The following is a 20,895-nucleotide window of genomic DNA, read 5'->3' on the forward strand; positions in this document are numbered from 1 at the left end:
CCCCAACCCCAACCCCAGTACGAGCTGGGCGATTAGCAGCAGGGCCGGGGCAGAGCAACTACTCGCTACTCGATAAAAGGTGAAATCAAATAGCCTTACAGCCAGGAATTCATGCCTTCAGCTCCGTGGCGAGCCTATTTCGACAGGGGCTTTTTGAGTTGCAGGTTATTTGTGACTGATTTGACACCTTCGACTTTTTGGGCAATCCCAGCCGCTCTGTTGATCTCGTCCTGAGAATCGACAAAACCGCTCAATTGCACATTGCCCTGATAGGTATCAACATTGATTTCAAAGGCGCTCAGTTTGGGGTCATCGATTATGGCTGTTTTTACCTTGGTGGTAATCAGGGTATCGTCAATGAATTCCCCAGGGGTCTGGCCGTCTCCAGCCGTCATATCGATCCTTTCGCCTGATATCGCGGTTCCTTAACCTCCTATAAAAATTAATAATAGAGTGAGTAAAAATACTAAACAGAATCTAATTGATTTCATAACTAATTCTCCCAAGACTAATACAATGATGATGGGCAATTCGATTATGAGGTATGCCCGGGTATTAGGCTGCGCATACCTTTGAAAGGAGCCGTAGCAATAAGCAATACCTCGTCAGGCAAAGGCAATGCGTCAATCCGAGCTATCTGTAAGTGATGCATTGACTCTATCCAGACTTAAAAGCGCTCTTCAATCAGCAGGGATGAGTCCAGCGTATGCGCAAAGCCAAAGACTGGATATGCAGCATAATCTGGAATAATTCTAGGCGCCATATCAACCACTGTTGATTCGGCGTCGAACATAGGGTGCTTTACGTAATCTGCAAAGTTTTAGCTGATCCCTGTAGACGGCTTTTTTCGAAAACTATTCGCCTATTTCTTTACAATATGAAGAGTTTTGATAATGTAAATTTACTTTAAATTACGAGGGACTCCGCTTAGCTCCAGGGAAGACAATTTTACTGGCAATGGTTATAAGCGTTTTAACTATTACAAGGTTAAGCAATGAAAATAATAAACAGCCTGCACGAGCAATGGGCCAGCTTTTTTAAAGAGATGATCACTCTTACATGGTATGAGCGTTTTGAGCACATGGTTGCGTTGATGCTTACTATTCTGGTGAGTCTTATCATGCTTGTGGCTGTATTTCGCCTCAGCGCAGGTACTATTCATGACTTGATACTAGGAGTGCTCAACCCGCTTGAACACAGCGTTTTTCAATCGGTATTCGGAGAAATCATGACCTTATTGATCGCCATGGAGTTCAATCATACGATTCATCTGGTGGCGATGCGCAAACAGAGCATTATTCAGGTTAAAACAGTACTCTTGATTGCCATACTCGCTTTGGCGCGAAAGGTTATCATTATGGACATGCATCAAATATCTCCCGGACAAATTGAGGCTTTAGCGGCAATTACACTGGCGCTGGGAGTCGTCTATTGGTTGATGCGCGAGCGAGATGACCGCTTGAGGGCTTCCGAAGAAGCGTGATGCCCGACTGTCTTCTCTCAGCGTACTTCCTGATCAGGCGGATTCCCCTGTGCCCGGGAGCAAGAGGCGTGGCCATGACGGAGTGACATACCTGCCGGCCTTATCCTGGCACGGCTGATGCCCGATTCATCCACCCGGAATTTCAGAAAGCTTCTGCATACCGTCTCCGATAAGATGTATTTTGGGGCGTCCTCTATCTACTCAAAAGCGGCTGTCAGTGGCGTATGTTGCCGAGTGACTACTTTCCGAAGCGGCGAACCGTTTAGGCCTACTTTGAACAAGGGCGGGAGCCTGCACCAGATGATGCCAGTGACTTGGAACAGGCGTTAAAAAATCAGGTTGGCGAGATCCGATGCAAACGGGGGCTCTGCGCGTCGCGAGCTTCATCATTGTCGACGCGCAGAGCGTGAAGAACACCGATACCACTGAGAGCAAAGGCTACGATGCCGGCAAAAAGTCTCGAGTATCAAACGCCCTATCACAGTGGATACGCTGGATTTACCCTACCCATGCGATCGAAATGATAACCGCCGCTGTCACGGATCGGACTGGGGCGTTGAAAGCGATCAGGGTGGTGCCGCCAACAGGGCCAGTTGAGCGTCCTAGTTAATGGCGGGTATGCAGGCCAACCCTTTGCAGCGACCGTCAATGATAAGCACGGATACTGTACAAATCGCCAAGCGCAACGAATTACAGAGCTTAAAGGTCATTCCCAAACGTTGAATCGTTGAGCTTTCGTTTGCGTGGGGGGAAGTGCCGACGGCTCTGGAAAAACGGTGAACGCAAACTCAATACCAGCCTGCAGTTTGTCCATGGTAAGGGAAAAAATCCAGGCCGATATGGAATCCATGGGCGACGATAATCGAAGTAGCGATACGATGCATAAAATCACTTCACCGAGCACTGCCATTCGTAGTCAGGACAGCGATTCTAGCGGCAGAGGCGCCGCCGACCCCGGCAGTCATAATGTGATGAGAAACGCTACCCGGCAGTGAGAGTAGTAAAACCCAATAGCCGGGATGAAAAATTAATCACCCCATTTCGAGAAGACAGATACGCCGATGAACTACTTGCACGCCTCGTAGTTTTGGCCTGAATCCAATGATTGGAGCGGTAGACTTAAGGCGGGCCTGCCCAAGCGGCGGAACGGACCTATGAAAATCTCTGACGGCTTATCGATCAGTTAATTATTTTCCTGCCGATGAAAGCCTGAAATTTTTTAAAAAATTAGCTTATATTTCTACGTAATAGGTAAATGCTCTAGTTTTTTACATTCTCCTGCGCTTTATTAAAGGCCTCTCTGAAATCGAGATATACAGGCGTGTCAGTTTCCAGCATTAATTTTAATAAAGTATGCTGCAGTTTATATTTGACATTGCCGACAGCTAAAGCCCCGATCCCGATTGCACCCGGAGCATTTTCTGCGTGCATCAGGGGTGCGCCCAACTCACTGCGCTTGATACCTTCTATGCCCAGAGGAGGCACCGCATTAACATCGCCCGCCACCTTCAGCTGCTTTGCTTCATGCAATACGGCAGCGCTTAAAACCCGAATGCCGGCTTTTGCAGTACAAAAGACAATATCGGCATTGGAAATCAGGTTAATTTTATCCCTATCATAACCCGCACAGGCTCCTTTAAGAGAACAGCCAAAGCGGCGGTTGTATTCTTTAGAGACATCCAGAGCCGTTTCAATTGATAAATGATCAATCAAGGTTGTATCAGCGCCTGCCAATGAAGCGATGACGCCTGTGGCAATGCCGACCGGCCCGGTTCCGCCAAAGACTATGGCGGTACAATCTTTCAGTTCTTTGCCGTGCTTTATTTTCAGTTGCTGTTCAACGCAGGCGACTAATGCGGCCGCGGTAGTAAAAGCGCCGCTGGGATCAGCAAAAACAGATATTTCAAAAGGCGGAACCATTGCCTGTTTACAGGCATTCAGCATGTCCATGGCTAATCCCAGATCGCGTCCGCCAATAAAAAGAGCGGTACGTTTTACGCCGGCCGGTCCGCGGGAAAATATCGCGTCCTGGGTCAGTCCGTTGATGCTGTCCAGCTTGACATTGCTATAAGGCATTAATACATCAAATCCTGCATCCAGCGCCATATTAATATCAAAGGGGCTGTTGTTCTGCATGGGATCAAGCATATGGATAATGCTGCGTTTCTCCATTAGAAATCCTCTTTATCAGGGCAGGTTAAGTTTAACTGGGCAGGGTCTAGCTTTTGGCGTTTGATTTTACATAATCTCTTGCGACTTCAAAAGCATGCTCAAAATGAAGATAAAGGGGTTTGTCGCTATCGATCATTTTCTTCAATAAAAGATTCTGAGCCTTATACTTAATATTACCGATCGCAAGCGCTCCTATGCCGATCGCGCCGCTGTTGGAACCTTTAATAGCCGCGTTGTTATGAAAGGCATCAACACCTGCGATGCCTGAGGGCGGCACTGCATTGACGTCGGCAGCGACTTTTAGTTGCGGGGCGGAGGCAACAAGTTCTGCACTCAATAGTTCAATGCCAGCAGCACCCGTGGCAAAGACCACATCAGCCGTTTTCATGTATTCAGCTTTATCCGCATCCAGGCCGGCTTTAATTGTAATTTTACCCTCGCCGAATTCATTATTGCACATATCGGCGATACGTTGAGCTTTATCCAGTTGACGGCCGACGAGTCTTACCTGAGCTCCGGCCTGGGCAGCAATAACCGCGGCCGCCTGGCCGACCGGCCCGGTCCCCCCCAATGCCAGAATATTTTTCCCTTCCAGCGTAGTATTGAATTTTTTCAGTAACGCGTGCTCAACTGCTGCAACCATGCCTGCTGCAGTAGTAAAAGCGCCGCTGGGATCAGCGAAAACAGATATTTCAAAAGGCGGAACCATTGAATGCTTCGCTATCTTCAGCATGTCCATAGCCTGTTTGGTATCGCGCCCGCCTATGAAGATTCCGGTCCGCTTAAGGTTTTTCGGGCTGCGAGAAAAAATTGCATCCTGAACCAGACCTTGAACCTCGCTGGGTTCGACATTGATATAGGACAGGGAGGCCCAGCCTACATCAAGGGCCATATTGGCGTCAAATGGGCTGAGGTTTTTGGCGGTGGTCAGCATGTGTAGAATGAATGGCTTTTCCATGGTTTCTCCTTATATTTATTTAACCAGCAAGTATAAAAGAAAAGCTGACAGAATCACAAGATACTTGATTTGGCTTGTTTGAAAACCCTAAAACCGGAAATGGAATCCAGCCACATCGTTATTTGACCCTTCGCTTTTTCGCATCATGAATTAAAATATCAGGCTGTTCAAATTCCACACGGCTTTGAAGTGATCAGAAGAAACCGAGTTGCGCATGGCATTGACGGCGCGGGCATTCAGAATTTGAAGCCACAGACGACGAAGAGCCAAGCCATTTACAACAGGAATCGAGCAACAGACTTATCAATCCTCACCGATTGTTGTGTGAGATACCTGAACCGGGAAGGCACGGGACACGACTTCCGGATCTGCCGAGCGAGGTTAGAGGTCATGCAGGACAAATAATGCTAAAGTTACTGCTGGAGTCGATCTTTGATCCGTATTTTTTGCCGCCCCGTTATGACGCCCTAAGCCTCATTCCTGGGGCTTACCCTTAAATCCCCGCTCCGCCGTCAAAAAGTTCGCTGCGGACAGACGCCTGCGTAATGTTGCTGCCTGGCGGAATGCTGTAGGTGAGCCAGACATTGCCGCCGATCGTCGAGCCGCGGCCGATGGTTACGCGCCCCAAAATCGTCGCGCCGGCGTAAATCACCACATCGTCTTCCACAATGGGATGCCGCGCATTGCCTTTAACGAGCCTGCCGGCCTCATCTTTAGGGAAGCGTTTGGCGCCCAGCGTAACTGCCTGATACAAACGAACCCGCTTGCCGATAACCGCGGTTTCGCCGATGACCACGCCGGTGCCGTGATCAATAAAAAAACTCTCGCCGATTTGTGCGCCGGGATGAATATCAATTCCGGTTGAAGAATGGGCTATTTCAGCAATGATCCGGGCCACCAGCGGGGCGCCCAGCTGGTAAAGGATATGCGCGAGCCGATGATGCATAATGGCGTTAATCCCCGGATAGCAGACCAGCACTTCGTCAGGACTTCTGGCGGCAGGATCGCCTTCGTAAGCCGCCTGAATATCGTGGTCCAGCAATACTCTTACAGCAGGCAGACGCGCGGCAAATTCGCGCGTAATCGCAATGGCCTGCTCATGCGCCTCATCGTTAAAGTCCTCCTGCCCGGAAATGAATTTCAATTCCTGGCGAACCTGCTTGTACAGTTCGCGCAGCAAGGCGTCCAGGGTATGTCCGACAAAGTAATCGATGCCTTCATTGTTCAGGTTGGGCACGCCCAATCGGTTGGGAAACAGGACCGCTCCCAGGCCATCCAGTATTCCATTCAGAATCTTGCGCGACGGCAGTTTCGGGGGCTTGTCGCGACGGCGCCTGCTTTCCAGCGACTGCACTCTCAGTTCACGCAGCTGTGCGACCAAGGTCTCGATGCCCCATTCATTATTGCTGCTGAGCGGAATATATTTGCTCATCCTGCAAAGCCTCTGGCATCGAAAATACCTTCGAATAAAGGCGAACTCAAATAGCGTTCGCCCGAATCCGGCAATATGACCACAATGGATTTGCCGGCATGTTCAGGCCGTTTGGCAAGGCGAACGGCAACAGCCGTAGCCGCGCCGCAGGAAATGCCGGACAGTATGCCTTCTTCCCTGGCCAGCCGGCGAGCGTATTCGATAGCTTCTTCATTACTGACCTGCTCGATTTCATCAACCAGGGAGAGATCGAGCACAGCCGGGATAAAACCTGCGCCTATGCCCTGAATCTTATGCGGTCCCGGCTTAAGCGGCTCACCGGCGCGATACTGTGACAGTACCGGACTGGCCGCAGGTTCAACGCCAACAGCAATGATCGGCTTGCCTTGGGTCTGCTTGATATAGCGCGATACGCCGGTAATCGTGCCGCCCGTGCCAATGCCTGAAACAAAAATATCAATAGCGCCATCGGTATCGTTCCAGATTTCAGGGCCGGTTGTTTGCTCGTGAATGGCTGGGTTGGCCGGATTTTTAAACTGCTGAAGCAACACATAACGATCAGGATCGGAAGCGACGATTTCCTCGGCCTTTGCAATCGCCCCGCTCATGCCTTTGGCGCCTTCCGTCAGCACCAGTCTGGCGCCATAGGCAATCAGTAATTTGCGCCGTTCCAGGCTCATGGTTTCCGGCATGGTTAAGGTTAAGGGAATGCCCCGCGCCGCCGCGACGAAAGCCAGGGCAATGCCGGTATTGCCGCTGGTGGGTTCAACAAGTTCCTTGCCGGGACCCAGTAATCCCCGGCTTTCAGCATCCCCTATCATGGCCGCGCCAATGCGGCATTTAACTGAATAAGAGGGATTGCGCCCTTCTATTTTAGCCAGCACCACAGCGTTGGCGCCGTCCGTGATGCGATTGAGCCGCACCAGCGGGGTTTGTCCGATAGCATGAGAGTTGTCTTCGTACCAGTGTGACATACCTGTTTCCTGTGAGTTTTAGTCGCTATAAGATTTTTGCTCGGTTGATTGCCGCGTCTGTAGTTAAGTCAATAATACCAGGAGGAAAGGCCAAAAAGACAGGCTGTATCAAGAGTTACTGGCAATTTACGAAATCTGATTCATTTGAATTTTATTGATGAGGAGATAAGCAGAAGTATCCATAAGGAGATTAGTAAGTAAATTTCAACACTATAATAATATCTTACTCCTACTCTAGCTCAAACGGAGTAATTCTCTGGCCAGCAGTTCAATATCCCAAGCGATTAACAGGCTTAAAATGCATAGAGCCAGTGTTGCGAAATCAGTCTGGAATTAAACCAATGACTGTGCAGTGTGGTTTTATTCATGGGGATAGCTCCCGCTAAAATTATAGACGGAAGCTGTTCTGGTTAAGACAGGTGAAAATATGATGTCATTTTCATGACAAGCGGTGGATCGCAGGCACAATGCCCATTATGAGGTCAATTCTGGTTATTTCATGCAGGTGAGTGGCCTAAAGCCGCTACATCACCTGACTTTTTTGACGATATCCTTGGCGTGCTTCCAATAACAGGTGGTTTTTGGATTAGCTGAATTATTATCCTCTCCAATTCAGTAATGAAGTATATCCGTATATGCCTCAACTCCAATGCAATTAAATAAAGGGCTTACGCAAGTTCGTTCACGCGCGACAGCTTGCTGTGATGTATCGAATAAACAAAATATATTATCAGCCCTATGGTCAGCCAGATTATGAAGCGCAGCCAGGTAAGCGTGGGCAGAAACGCCATGAGAGCTCCGCACGACAGCATGCCGAGCATAGGAAATAAAGGACTGAACGGGGTGCGGAACGGCCGCGCCATTTCCGGTTTGGTGATACGCAGCACAATAACCCCGAGGCACACCAGCACAAATGCCGCCAAAGTGCCGATATTGACCAGTTCCGCCAAATCGCCAAGCGGCATGAAGCCTGCTACAAGCGCCATTATAACGCCGCATAACACGATGACGCGCACCGGCGTTTTTGTTTTATGATTCACTTCGCTGAAGAAAGATGACAGCAAGCCATCGCGCGACATCGCGAAGATAATGCGTGTCAGAGCATAGTAAAGCACCAGCATCACGGTAGTAAGTCCGGCAATGACGCCTGTTGAAATCAGCGCCGATGCGCCCGTGAAACCGATCAATTTCAGGGCGTGGGCAACCGGCGATGAAACGTTGAGATCGGTATAAGGCACGACTCCTGTCAGCAGGCCGGATACGATGATATAAATAACCGTGCAAAAGACCAGCGATGCGACAATGCCGACAGGCAGGTCGCGCTGCGGATTTTCAGCTTCTTCCGCAGCGGTGGAGACGGCATCGAAGCCGACATAGGCAAAAAACACAATCGATGCGCCGGCCAGAATCCCGCTGGTTTTGCCGTCGGGCAGCGATTGAAACCAGCCAAACGGCATAAAGGGGTGCCAGTTGGCCGGGTTGACATTGAATGCAGCAATGGCAATAAATACTGAGATGGTAACCAGTTTAACGCATACCATGGCATTGTTGGCTTTAGCGCTTTGCTTTACGCCTATGATCAGCAATACCATCAGCACCAGGATGATGGCTGAAGCTGGAAGATTGATAAGCCCGCCCAGTTTGGGAGCCTTGGTCAGCGCTTCCGGCAACGGCATGCCAATGGCTGACAGGGCATTACTGAAATAGCCGGACCAGCCATTAGCTACCGCCGCTACTGAAATTCCATATTCCAGGAGCAAGTCCCAGCCGATAATCCAGGCCAACATTTCACCGAAAGCGGCGTAGCTGTAGCCATAAGCGCTGCCGCAGCCGCCGACCGCCGAAGCCAGTTCCGCATAGGATAGCGCGGCGAAGGTGCAGGCGAAGCCGGCTATGATAAACGATACTACGACGGCCGGCCCTGATTGAGTTGCAGCAGCAATTCCGGTCAACACGAAAATACCCGTGCCGATAATGGCGCCGATGCCGAGAAACGCCAGATCCCAGGTAGACAGACAACGCTTGAGGCCGTAATCGATATCATTATCGGAAGTAATGTGTTTGGTACGAAATATTTGCAGGCTCATGTGAGATCCTTAGGTTAATGATACGATTTGATATATGGGTAGTTAATCAGGCGGAGCAATTCATGATGTTGGGATTATAACGTACGCCGTGAAAATACTGTTATAGCTGAAACGGGCCGGGTTAACTATTTTCTTTCGGCTGTCCGCACTGGCCGCAATAATTTGCCGATGAAGCCATGTTCGCATGAAAGTTGGTGCAACGCCTGATTTCCAGACCGTGGCCGCAGCGCAGGCAGGACAGTATTTTCAGCGCTATCGGCAGCAGCCGCGCAGGCGGGACAGGTCTTTTCCCGGCTGTTATTTAAAAATTGCGGGCGAATTTTTTGACACAGGGCGCTGAAAAAAATAAAAAAGCAGGCTGACCAATGATAGCCGGCAAGGATTACCCATATAGCTGAAGCCAACACAATAACAGAAAAAATGAAGGTTAATAATGCTCTGCCGGCGGAGCTGAGAAATGGCGTCAGGATATCCCTAACATTCGCTCGAGCGACTATGACTATTATCCGGGCGGCTATCGGCAGGGCTATGCCCCGGATAAAAGCTACTCGGCTGTCCCCCGTCCAGGGTATAGATTGCGTTTGGGTAAAAACAAAAATAGCGTTTAGGAAATAATTTTTGCCGCAAAATCGATTAGCTCTGCGGATGTCAAGCCTCTGAATAAAAAAGTCTGCTAAAACAGGGGAATGCTTTTCACCAGCTCGCCGGCTATAGGAGTAATGATAATAACGACAAGATACTGGACGGTTTTGCGGCCGGGAAAAGCCGGCGCCGATTGATTTTCAAACATGACGATCCTGCCTTTTATCAGCGGTTTAAAAGACAATACACTAATAATAAAATTTACACTAATCAGAAGTTTATTTGATTAATGCAGATTCTCGGCCAGTAACGAGGCATTGCCGCCAATAGCGGCGGTATTGGTAGTGACGGTTTGCTCGATGGTGAAATGGCGCAGATAATCAGGGCCGCCGGCCTTGGGCCCGGTGCCTGAAAGACCCATGCCGCCAAAGGGCTGCACGCCAACGACAGCGCCGATCATATTCCGGTTGATATAAATATTGCCGACTTTAACGCCCCTGCAGATAGTCTGTATGTTTTCTTCAATACGGCTGTGTATGCCGAGAGTCAAGCCGTAACCGGTGGCATTGACTGCTGCGATCACCTGATTAAGGTCTGCCGCCCGATAGCGGATTACATGCAGGATCGGCCCAAAGACTTCCTCCTTGAGCTGTGATAATGCCTTTATTTCCAGCAGACTGGGCGGGAAAAAACTGCCATATTGCAGATTATCCTTTAATGGCAGTTGATAGAGCAGTTGTGATTGTTGCTGCATGGTTTCCAAATGAGCTCTTAACGGCGCCAGGGCTGCATGATCGATGACCGGGCCGATATCAGTCCCATACGCCCCGGGATCGCCCAGGCTTAATTCCTGCATGGCCCCCGCCAGCATGTCTATGACTTTATCAGCAATTTCCTGCTGCACAAATAAAACCCGCAATGCAGAGCAGCGCTGGCCGGCGCTGTTAAAAGCAGAGATCACGGCGTCCTGCACCAGTTGTTCCGGCAAGGCGGAGCTGTCGGCAATCATTACATTCTGGCCGCCGGTTTCAGCCAGCAGCGGGACTATATTCTGATGGTGTTGCGCCAATTGCCGGTTAATGAATTGTGCCGTTTTCGTGGAGCCGGTAAAGACAATGCCGGCAACCATGGGATCCGGCAATAGTTGTTGCCCCGTTATTTCACCGCTGGCCGGTAAAAACTGCAATACGGCTTCGGGTACGCCGGCCTCATGCAATAGCTGTATGCAGCGCATCGCCGTTAATGAGGTTTGACTCGCGGGTTTGGCGATAACCGTATTGCCGGCAGCGAGGGCTGCCGTAATCTGGCCGGTAAAAATCGCAATGGGAAAATTCCACGGGCTGATACACACATAAACGCCCCTGCCGTAATGGTAGAGAAGATTCTCTTCACCGGCGGGGCCGGGCAGTTTTACCGGAGCATTGAATAATTCGAGCGCGGATTGCGCATAATAGCGGCAATAATCCACCGCTTCCCTGACTTCCGCCAACGCATCCTTTATCGTGCGCCCACCTTCCCGAATGCACAGCGAAACCAGATCAAGCCGGTTTTTTTCAAACAAATCGGCGGCCCGCTGCAAATAGTCTGCACGGTTTGCCGCAGGGTAATGGCGCCAATCGCTAGAGGCTTCCGAGGCGCCATTTATAGCCCCTTCGATTGCATTTTTGTCCGCATCAACCACGCTGCCAACTGTTTCGCGATTATTGCCGGGATTAATGACAAGCCAGGCTTTGCCGGCATACGGCTTGCCGTTGATTAACGGCGAGGCCTGCCAGTTTTTATCTTTCAGCGCATCCAGATCTTGCTGCAACTGCTGCAATAATTCAGGATCGGCTAAATTCAGTCCCCGGGAATTAAGCCGCTGCTCGCCGTATAAACCGCAAGGCAGGACAAGGCGCGATTTTTTTGCCGAAGTGTTTATCACTTCCACCGGATCACGACTCAGATCTTCAACCGGAATTTCAGGACGGCTGATCTGATTGATAAAGGAAGTATTGGCGCCATTTTCCAGCAGACGTCTGATCAGATAGGGCAATAGTTCATGATAGCGGCCGACCGGCGCATAAATCCGGCAGGGGGTGCGCCAGTTTTGACCCGAAATAATTTCCTCATACAGCGCTTCGCCCATGCCGTGCAGGCGCTGGAATTCATAACCTGGATGCTGACTTCCCAATTGATGGATGGCGGCTAAGGTGTGGGCGTTATGGCTGGCGAACTGCGGATAAAAAACATCGGGCCGGGACAGAATAAACTGCGCGCAAGCCAGATAAGAGACATCGGTGGCCGATTTCTGCGTAAACACCGGATAATTAGCCAGACCGTTTTCCTGGCCCCGTTTTATCTCACTGTCCCAGTAGGCGCCTTTAACCAGCCGAAGCGCGATTTTCCCTTGTTGAAATTCGGCTAATCCGGCCAGCCAGCGAATAACCGGCAACGCTCTTTTCTGATACGCCTGCACTGCAAGGCCAAGTCCAGGCCAGCCTGCCAGATCGGGATGAGAGAAAACCGCGGCAAAAATAGCCAGCGACATATCCAGGCGTTCGGATTCTTCGGCATCAACGGTAAGGGAAATATTGGCGGCGCGCGCCTTGTTGGCAAGAGCCAGTAAGCTTGCAGTTAATTCCTGGATTGCACGGCTATGTTGCAGAGCTTCATAGCGCGGGCACAAGGCCGATAATTTAATTGAAATACCGGGGTTGGCGTAAATATCGGCGGATGAGGCATGTTCAGCCAGTATCGCAATCGCCGCAAGGTAAGACTGATAATAATGCTGCGCATCGGCGGCGGTTAACGCGGCTTCGCCCAGCATATCGAAAGAATAGCGGTAAGCCGGATTTTGCTTGCTGCGTTCAACGGCCGATTGAATGGTATCGGCAATAACAAATTGCTCAGCCAGTTGCTGCATGGCCTGTTTCAGGGCCGTGCGTATTAAAGGCGCGCCCAGGCGCGCCAACAGGTGGTCAAAGATCGGCAGCCAATGGCCCCCGGGCAGCACCACATGGTCTTCAAACTGGCTGGTAAATAACAATGCGCGGGTGGATAAATTAACCAGAAACGAGTCGCTTTTCTGCAGATGGCTTTGCCAGTTTGCCCCGGTGAGCTTTTCCTGTAGCAACAGGTCTTGTGTCTCGGTGTCGGGAATGCGCAGCAAAGCTTCAGCAATTGCCATTAACACTATCCCCTCTTTGGAATTGAGCTGATATTCATGCAAGAATGCTTCGATAAGGTTTTGCCGGCCTGATTTTGCCCGGACAGCTTCGATTAGCAATCCGGCGCAAGCGCTGACAGCCGCAGGATCATAAGCGCCAAGGCCGGCTAATAACCTGCCGGCGATGTCGTTTTCATCGGCTAAATAAACCTGATTTATGGCTGTCCGTAATGTAGCGAGGGTTTCACGAGTCATTTTTTTTCTAAAACTCCGGCGCAATCCAAAGGAACGAAAATGTGCATGTTCAAAGTCTGACTCAAATCAGGAACTTTTTGCCTAGCATTAGACCCTTATGCTAAGAAATATTCTCCGGCCTGCCTGAATAAAATCTGAGTTTGGCCTGATTTTCGTATATAAATATTAGCTGAAAGTCAGTCTGATCCTTGAAAGAACCAGGAGCGCCAGGCAATAAGTATTTATAGACAAATTACCAATATTTATATAATAGTATGCATAGTGCTATGATTCCGATAACTTATTAGTTTTAAGTTTTTAATTTTGCCATAAGAAAAATCGATGAATCTGAATCTGGAAAAACTAAATGGTTATAGCGTTCTTTATATAAAGGAAGAGCGGATTGATGCGCATAACTCGGGTGAATTAAAAGAAACCATTCTGCATATGATAGAGCAGGGCGAAATCAATATTATTGTGCAACTGGAACGGGTACGCTTTATTGACAGCTCCGGTTTGGGCGCTCTGCTGTCAGGCTACAAGCATGCGGCGGCTAAATCGGGAAAACTGGCTCTGGCGTGTTGCAAACCGCAGGTGCTATCAATGTTTGAGTTAACCCGTTTGAACCGGGTTTTTGAAATTTATGCTGATTTAAACGAGGCTTTTGAAAGTGAAGCCTAGAGGCTGACTATGGGCACTTCCATTATTCAGATAGACGTAATTATTCCGACACAGACTAAATATCTTAATTTGATCGGCAGTATCGGAGAAAGCCTGGGTAAAGACCTGGACGATTTCTGCGGTGATCATGAAGCTTTGGCTTATCAATTAAATCTGGTATTAACGGAGGCGGCTACCAATGCTATTCGCCACGGCTGTTATAACAACCCTGAAGATACTGTCCGGATATCGATTCATATTCAGGAACATGAACTAAATATCAAAGTCTATGATCATGGTCAGGGCTTTGATCTGGAAATGGTATCTCTGCCTGATCTTGACCATCCCCAAGAAGGCGGCTTGGGCATATTTTTTATCCGGACATTGATGGACTCAGTCACTTATACCCATGAGGGCGAAAGCAATGTTCTGGAGATTGTAAAGTATCTGGATATGAGGCCGGTCATTGAAAATCATTCTAACCACCAATGAACATGAAGTTAAGGAAACCCGGCAGAGGCAAACCCACGCAACCGTAGCTTTTCTTCTTGATGCCCATGAAAACGTTCAAAAACGGCGGTTTTTGAAAAAACTGGCCGAATCCCTGCTATTAACCGACAGTTACCTGATCTCCTTCCCGGCAACATTACTCGCTACGCTGATTGTAAAAATCCTGGAATTTATTGAAGCAGAATCAGCAGCCGTAAGCATACAAAGTACTCCTCCGTTTAATGACAGCAGCCGCTGGCTGTTCGTTAATTGTCAAAATGCACCCTATATTGTTGAATCGATCCTGGCTTTGCAGGACAAGCTTAACATCCGGTTTCAGTTATTGGCAGATACCGTTTTAAGCATCAGGCGCCAGAACCATGAAATTGTTTATCTGGAAAATAATGCCCTGGCGGAAGAAAACGAACTGCTGCTCATTGCCCGCCTGGAGCTTATTGACGAACACGGCATTTCGTTACTGACTCGGGAAATTTCCCGGGTGATCGCCACCGCATTAAAAGTGGACCAGAGCCGTTTGGAAATGAATGCCAGACTGCTTGAACTGAAACAGGCCGATAACCTGGCAGAGTATTCGGCATTCATAGACTGGCTTAAGAAGGATGCCTTTATTCTGATGGGCTATCAGTGTGTTTCATCCCATCTGTCTGAACAGGAAAACTGTAGCCTGATCCAGAAGGCTATTGCCAATATTGATTCCTATTCCTGCTATGAGGCTGACTTGCTGCCGGAACTGAAAAAAATAGTGGGCAGGGAAACTACGGTTATTGTTCAGAACATTCCTGTCATAAGTCCGATTATCCGCTGCCAGCCTCTCGTCTATATCGGCTTTCGGCAGCAAACAGGAAAGGCTTCATGGACTGAGCATGGGTTTATTGGTTTATTTAATGAAGTGGAATTAAACGGCGTTGCCGGCAGCGTTAACGCGCTCCGTAAAAAAATCAGCCAGACTTTGAGTTCAATAAAGGTTATCCGCAATAGTCGCGAATATTTTCAGCTAAAGGAAATATTCAATCTATTTCCGAAGATCGAATTTTTTCTCTTCAATGACGCTCAATTGCAGCTGATCGCGCAGTCCTTAGAGCGCTATCTTCACCATTCGAAAGGCATCAAGTTTTTGATCCTGACCAGCACCAGTTCTGAACGCATCTCGGCGCTCATTATTGTGCCCCAGGCTTTTTATAAAGACGGGCTGGAAGCTGTTCTTGAAGATTTCCTGTGCAGGGAATTGTCCTGCAAATTGGAAACCAGCAGGGAAGTTATACCGGGCGGCAACTATTTTGGTCTGCAATGGATATTAATTCCTGAGCAAGAAACCACGATTATTAATGCTTATAAACTGGACAGGCAATTAAACCGCTTGGCCCGGCCCTGGGATATTTCATTTCAGCAGCTGATTGAAAGAGCTTTGGGCAAAAAAAAGGGCGGACGGTTATGGCAAAAATATCATTCGGCGTTTCCATTGGAATACAAGGCATTAGTGCCGCCGCGTTATGCCGTAAAAGACATTTTAAGTCTTGAACAATTAACGTCGCCAGACGTTCAACGCATCAGTTTGCTTAAACCTTCTCAGCAGGAAGCCCATTACCGCCTGCATTTTTACAGTCAGCAGGAACGTTTTCTCGATGAATATATTCCGGCTCTGGAAAATATGCATTTTCGAGTCATGGATCAGGTGCAGTTCTCGCTTACTGTCAATGGCACGCTGTTTATCAAAAGCTTTACGATCACGGCAAAGAAACAATGTGCTTCTTTTACCCAATTAAAAAGCCGGCTGCTGGATGCCTTGCAAGTGATATTCGATGGAAAAGTGGAAAATGATTCCCTCAATAAACTTGTTGTCCTCACCGGAATGAGCTGGCGGCAGGTTGATGTGCTCAGGGCCTATGGTAATTATTATTCCCAGCTCGGCCATCGAACTACCAGAGCCAGTGTCCATCAGGCCCTGATCAATAATCCGAAAGTAGCGCTGGGCCTGTCTGATTATTTTGAAGTCCGTTTTCGGCCGGATCCCGAATGGGCTGATCCGATGATCCGGGAAGAACAGGCCTTATTTCCGCTACGACTGCAATTGCTGGAGAGCATAAGATCGGTTTCCGATATAAATAACGATCGGATTTTACGTACTCTGTTTAATCTGATTGATGCCACGATGCGCAGTAATTTCCATCAGCGCTGTAATGATCCGGAGTATTTTATTGCGATTAAAATAAACAGTCTGGGGGTTATTGATATGCCCGTCCCCAGGCCGCAGAATGAGATTTATGTCCATGCTGTCGATATGGAAGGCATTCATTTACGCGCCGGTAAAATCTCCCGCGGCGGCATACGCTGGTCTGATCGTCCCGATGATTTCAGAACGGAAATACTGGGCCTCATGCAAACCCAGACCAGCAAAAACGCCCTGATTATCCCGACCGGGGCCAAAGGCGGCTTTATAGTGAAAAAGAACAGTTCCAAAGCCGATTTTAAAACGGCCGGTAAAAAAGCCTATATCAGGCTGATGCAGGGCCTGCTGGATTTGACCGATAATTATGTCGCTGAAAAGATCGTGCGCGCTCCGGGCCTGGTAGCCTATGATGATCCTGATCCATATTTGGTTGTAGCCGCGGACAAGGGCACGGCTCAGTTCTCTGACCTTGCCAATTCAGTTTCCGAACAATACCGCTTCTGGCTCGCTGATGCCTTTGCCAGCGGCGGTTCGCGCGGCTATGACCATAAAGCGCTGGGTATTACCGCCCGCGGCGCCTGGGAATGTGTCAAAAGGCACTTTCGTGAATTAGGCAAAGACATACAAAGCGAAGCTTTTACGGTTATCGGTATTGGCAGTATGGATGGCGATGTGTTTGGCAATGGCATGCTGTTATCGCCGTGTATCCGGTTAGTGGCTGCTTTCAGCGGCCAGCATATTTTTATTGATCCGAAGCCGTCTGACAGCGATGCCCCATTTAATGAACGCAAGCGCCTGTTTGCCTTACCCGGATCCAGCTGGGATGACTATGACCGCTCGCTTATTTCCGAAGGCGGCGGCGTTTTTCACCGCTCGGCCAAAGACATTCCGGTTTCTCCCCAGTTAAAAAAATGGCTGGGAATTCGTTACAAGTCACTGGATGGGGAATCCCTCATACGCTACCTGCTGACGGCGCCCGTGGAATTATTATGGCTGGGCGGGATAGGCACCTATGTAAAAGCATCTCTTGAAAAGCACGAAGACGTAGGTGACAGGAGCAATGATACGGTTCGGGTGAATGCGGCGGATTTAAGCGCCCAGGTCGTGGGTGAAGGGGCCAATCTGGGTTTTACCCAGAAAGCGCGCATTGAGTTCAGCTTGCGCGGAGGCCGAATCAATACCGATGCGGTTGATAATTCGGCAGGCGTCGATACGTCCGATCATGAGGTCAATTTAAAGATTTTTCTGACCGCTCTGCATAAGAAAAACATAATCGCCGACTACCAGCCGCTGTTTATCAGCATGACCCAGGAAGTCTGCCGGCTGGTATTGGCCAATAACTATGCCCAGAGCCTGTGTCTTTCGCTAGAGCAAAGGCGGGCTTTAGGCAATTCAGCAGAGTTTTTGCAGATCGTCGAGTACCTGGAAGCTGTAGGTTTTTTGGATCGCGCCGTTGAGTCGTTTCTTCCAACCAAGGAAATACTGTCACGTCCGGGCCAGCCGCTAGTCCGTCCAGAGCTTGCCGTTTTGATGGCTTCCAGCAAAATGTACCTGACCCAGAAAATTCAGGAGAGTGACGGGTTATTGCAGGAAAAATACTGGGACTATTATTTGCAGGCCTATTTTCCCCGGGAAATCACGAAACATTATAAAAATCTTCTTCCCAGCCATCCTTTGTCCACTGCAATTAAGGCCACCCTTGTCAGTAATAAAATAATAAATCAAACCGGGTGTCGATTTTTGGCTCCTGGTCTGGCCGGTGAAAATATAAATATTCTGGATCAGGTCACCTGTTATTTGACCTTTGACCGCGTTCTGGATGGCGAATCCCTCAGGCAGGATATTTATGCGCTTGATAATAAGATAGCCGCGGAAAAGCAATATGAGCTATTGATGCAGATAGATAAAATAATGGCCAGCTTCTGCCGTTGGGTTTTGTCACAACGCAAAACGATTCGGCCCGATGCCAAAACTATCAACGGCTATAACCGGTATTTAAAGGATTATGATGCTTACTTCAAGCAGTATGAAATTGGTGAAGCCGGGACTTTTAGCGAGCAGTTGGACCATTACCGGAAAGCCGGCGTGCCTGACGCGCTTGCCCAAAGAATAATTTTAATTGCCAGTCTTATTGACTTTCCGCGCTTGGTGTCATTATCTGTTGAAACCGAGTGGGAGTTTATACCCATTCTGAAACTGTTTAATGAAATCACCGATTATCTCGGCCTGCATGAAATTTATGAACAATTAGCGCAACTGCCTGTGCATGACCATTGGGAGCAAAAAGTAGCGGCTGATTTACAGGGAGATATAAAGCATTTGATAGAAATTATGATTAAAAAAATTCTTTCAAGTAAAGAGAGTACTTGCAGTACTTGCGCCGAATATTTCGAACTGCCTGTTGTAAAGCCGAATATCACCCGCTACCGGCATGTATATAAAGAGATTAATAATGTCTCGACGGTTACTCTGGCACCTTATATTGCCTTGACTAGAGAGCTGGAGAAGCTGGCTGAAAGTCATGCAGGCCAGCTTAGTCTGGCGTAGCCCGGCATTTTGTGATTTGTTATCACGGTCATAGGATGCGCTGAAGCACGAACCTGCATTTTATGACTCTTATTGAGCCGAAAAGCCGCAGGTTTGATGTGTTCGGATCCCTAACTTGTCTAAAAATAACTCTTTTATTATCTGGATCAGCATCAATCTTTATACTGATTTTACAGGTGCAGATTGGGTGTTAAGGAGAAGAATTAATTTCTAAAATATCGTCGGCAAGTTGGTTGGCTTGTTCATTTGTAACGCCTGCCCCTAAAAGGTCTTGAACGAGATCATCTTGATTTATGGGGAGCAATTCTGCTTCGGATTCTAGGTTGTTTTCACTAGCAGGTTCATCTGGCACTGGCGTATTACTATCAATCACGATATCGTCGTGTTCCAAATTAGCTTCGACTATTGCTTGCGCCATGTCAGAGCTAAGATTCGAATCTATACCGCTTTTACTTAATTGCTTGACTAAATCCTCTGCTTCCGGTTGGTTATTGACAATCCATGCCGATGTTTCCGGGGAAGATTCCATGGGCAATGGCGCGTTATTTGGATTCATGTTTGCGGAGGTTGTAATGTGTTCTTGGTCTTTCTTTTTATCACGAACTGAACCCATATGTTTTTTTTCTAATTTAAGCGGCATTGACTTAGTTTTAGGTTGGCTGTCACCCCACTCAAAATTTATAACCCATATAAGCCCAAATAAAACTAACGGTAGGTACAGGAAGTTTATGCTGCTTTTTCGCATCAGTTAAATCCTCAAGTTATGTTTGGGTTCCAAGGAAGTGGAAATCATACCGCTCCCTTGGAACCCAAATTCATTAATTATAGAAATCACCGCCCACTGAAACAATATTCATTGATTGAGGAAAGAAGAAAGGGTAAAAAGAAGAGTTTTTCACGTGAAGCGAAACGCTTACTCCATAGAGAATTTGTGGGAAATTGGGAATATATATAGTTCCCCAATTTCCAAAGGCAAGATGGTTTCCTGTCCAAAATACAGGAAGTGTTCCAATTCTGTTCGGTCCATCCCAAACGTCGACTTTATCAATAACTGCATTGCCGTTGTATTGAACAAGTACTTTATATAATTTCGACCTTACTCCATTGTCGATAACAGGGGTAGGCAGAGTGATGTGTGTCCATGCACTCGCCGCTACTGGTAAGTTGTATACAGCGCCCCATCCAAACTTATTCATGGTCACAGATGTAGGGGTTTGCAGAGACGCGGCGTTGCCATGCGACCATGCTGCGTCCAGGGTCAAAGCCTTGCTTTGTGCACTAAATAAAAATATGGAAAAACCTAGTGCAATACCAATGAGTTTTTTAACAGTATTCATTTCTATATCTCCAAAATTTAAAACGAGTTTATTACCCAGAACCTATAATATAATTCTGAAATTCAAGGATAATCTTTACCTTATCCCTAGGTTGAGTCTAACTAATGCAAGCGTGGGTTTCAGTGAAAAAATACTAAGTTAAATGTTAGTAATTCACTTCCTTATAAGTAACAAGATTAATTGTTGCTTTAAATAAACCACCGTATGAACCAGAAGAGTTTCTTTCAGCGGCACGCATTTTTCCGCTTTTCGGGCTTTAGGATTATCCTATCCGGAACATACAGCACCTCCTTGTCCTTCATATAACCAAAAGAACTAAAAATTTATCGTCTCAATATAATTTTGAAAAAGAAGTGCCCAAGATTGAAATGTGACACGGATTCCAATCTACCGTAACCAAGAAGAGTATTTCTCAAAGTATCAACTTAAAAATAAATTGAACTATCGGTCACCATCTAAAGCAATTGAGTTTATTGAGCTGAGAAGCTGTTTGGAAATTATCGCGTCAAGCCAAACGATTCACCATGATGCGAGTCATGGCGATGTAAATCCAAGCTTCGTCGATGCGAGTCAGTCGTTCGTAGGCTTTACTGAGACGACGCGA

At 48.0% G+C, this 20,895-nt stretch carries 16 protein-coding genes and 1 pseudogene; 7 read left to right on the forward strand and 10 right to left on the reverse strand.

Annotated features, from left to right (window positions below):
- Positions 1-134: 134 nt before the first annotated feature.
- Complete coding sequence (locus HUX64_RS15545) at positions 135-395, reverse strand: BON domain-containing protein (protein WP_246247069.1); 261 nt, start codon at positions 393-395, stop codon at positions 135-137.
- A gap of 272 nt (positions 396-667) precedes the next feature.
- A complete protein-coding gene (locus HUX64_RS20165) occupies positions 668-793 on the reverse strand; it encodes a hypothetical protein (protein ID WP_281355342.1) in 126 nt (41 codons plus the stop codon).
- 201 nt (positions 794-994) lie between these two features.
- Between HUX64_RS20165 and HUX64_RS15550 the strand changes: the two genes are divergently transcribed.
- The 3 genes and pseudogenes from HUX64_RS15550 to HUX64_RS15560 all read left to right on the forward strand — a co-directional run bounded on the left by HUX64_RS15550 (position 995) and on the right by HUX64_RS15560 (position 2,478).
- Entirely contained in the window at positions 995-1,483 is a 489-nt protein-coding gene (locus tag HUX64_RS15550) for a phosphate-starvation-inducible PsiE family protein (protein WP_217426568.1), read from the forward strand.
- Between the two features lie 173 nt (positions 1,484-1,656).
- A pseudogene (locus tag HUX64_RS15555) lies at positions 1,657-2,345 on the forward strand (IS5 family transposase); the annotation flags it as partial.
- Positions 2,260-2,478: a hypothetical protein gene (locus HUX64_RS15560; protein WP_174627134.1), complete on the forward strand. Its 219-nt coding sequence runs from the start codon at positions 2,260-2,262 to the stop codon at positions 2,476-2,478. The pseudogene HUX64_RS15555 and the gene HUX64_RS15560, both read left to right, overlap by 86 nt.
- A 265-nt stretch (positions 2,479-2,743) precedes the next feature.
- On the opposite strand, the gene HUX64_RS15565 is transcribed toward HUX64_RS15560, so the two are convergent.
- The 5 genes from HUX64_RS15565 to HUX64_RS15585 all read right to left on the reverse strand — a co-directional run bounded on the left by HUX64_RS15565 (position 2,744) and on the right by HUX64_RS15585 (position 9,106).
- Positions 2,744-3,655, reverse strand: a complete 912-nt coding sequence (locus HUX64_RS15565) for an NAD(P)-dependent methylenetetrahydromethanopterin dehydrogenase (RefSeq protein ID WP_174627135.1) — start codon at positions 3,653-3,655, stop codon at positions 2,744-2,746.
- 46 nt (positions 3,656-3,701) lie between these two features.
- Positions 3,702-4,613 (reverse strand): NAD(P)-dependent methylenetetrahydromethanopterin dehydrogenase, encoded by a 912-nt coding sequence (locus HUX64_RS15570; protein WP_174627136.1) that lies wholly within the window; start codon positions 4,611-4,613, stop codon positions 3,702-3,704.
- Between the two features lie 493 nt (positions 4,614-5,106).
- A complete protein-coding gene (epsC, locus tag HUX64_RS15575; protein WP_174627137.1) occupies positions 5,107-6,045 on the reverse strand; it encodes a serine O-acetyltransferase EpsC in 939 nt (312 codons plus the stop codon).
- Complete coding sequence (gene cysK, locus HUX64_RS15580; protein ID WP_174627138.1) at positions 6,042-7,019, reverse strand: cysteine synthase A; 978 nt, start codon at positions 7,017-7,019, stop codon at positions 6,042-6,044. Before cysK ends, epsC begins: the two co-directional genes overlap by 4 nt.
- A gap of 668 nt (positions 7,020-7,687) precedes the next feature.
- Positions 7,688-9,106, reverse strand: a complete 1,419-nt coding sequence (locus HUX64_RS15585; protein WP_174627139.1) for an amino acid permease — start codon at positions 9,104-9,106, stop codon at positions 7,688-7,690.
- Positions 9,107-9,290: 184 nt separating this feature from the next.
- On the opposite strand from HUX64_RS15585, the gene HUX64_RS15590 reads away from it, so the two are divergent.
- A complete protein-coding gene (locus HUX64_RS15590) occupies positions 9,291-9,446 on the forward strand; it encodes a hypothetical protein (RefSeq protein WP_174627140.1) in 156 nt (51 codons plus the stop codon).
- Between the two features lie 528 nt (positions 9,447-9,974).
- On the opposite strand, the gene putA is transcribed toward HUX64_RS15590, so the two are convergent.
- Positions 9,975-13,091 carry a bifunctional proline dehydrogenase/L-glutamate gamma-semialdehyde dehydrogenase PutA gene (putA, locus tag HUX64_RS15595; RefSeq protein WP_174627141.1) on the reverse strand — a complete coding sequence of 1,039 codons (3,117 nt, stop codon included), beginning with the start codon at positions 13,089-13,091 and terminating at the stop codon, positions 9,975-9,977.
- Positions 13,092-13,412: 321 nt separating this feature from the next.
- Between putA and HUX64_RS15600 the strand changes: the two genes are divergently transcribed.
- The 3 genes from HUX64_RS15600 (at position 13,413) to HUX64_RS15610 (ending at position 18,954) form a co-directional block, all read left to right on the forward strand.
- Positions 13,413-13,751 (forward strand): STAS domain-containing protein, encoded by a 339-nt coding sequence (locus HUX64_RS15600; RefSeq protein ID WP_174627142.1) that lies wholly within the window; start codon positions 13,413-13,415, stop codon positions 13,749-13,751.
- A gap of 9 nt (positions 13,752-13,760) precedes the next feature.
- Positions 13,761-14,222, forward strand: a complete 462-nt coding sequence (locus tag HUX64_RS15605) for an ATP-binding protein (RefSeq protein ID WP_174627143.1) — start codon at positions 13,761-13,763, stop codon at positions 14,220-14,222.
- A gap of 1,354 nt (positions 14,223-15,576) precedes the next feature.
- The gene (locus tag HUX64_RS15610; RefSeq protein WP_425484271.1) at positions 15,577-18,954 is read left to right on the forward strand and encodes an NAD-glutamate dehydrogenase domain-containing protein; all 3,378 of its coding nucleotides are present in this window, start codon (positions 15,577-15,579) and stop codon (positions 18,952-18,954) included.
- Positions 18,955-19,144: 190 nt separating this feature from the next.
- Here HUX64_RS15610 and HUX64_RS15615 read toward each other — a convergent pair whose 3' ends face one another.
- Both HUX64_RS15615 and HUX64_RS15620 read right to left on the reverse strand, forming a co-directional pair.
- Complete coding sequence (locus HUX64_RS15615) at positions 19,145-19,699, reverse strand: hypothetical protein (RefSeq protein WP_174627145.1); 555 nt, start codon at positions 19,697-19,699, stop codon at positions 19,145-19,147.
- A gap of 73 nt (positions 19,700-19,772) precedes the next feature.
- A complete protein-coding gene (locus HUX64_RS15620; RefSeq protein ID WP_174627146.1) occupies positions 19,773-20,291 on the reverse strand; it encodes a DUF6623 family protein in 519 nt (172 codons plus the stop codon).
- Between the last annotated feature and the right edge of the window lie 604 nt (positions 20,292-20,895).

It is taken from the genome of Candidatus Methylobacter favarea, from assembly GCF_902806695.1.
Classification (GTDB): Bacteria; Pseudomonadota; Gammaproteobacteria; order Methylococcales; family Methylomonadaceae; genus Methylobacter_B; species Methylobacter_B favarea.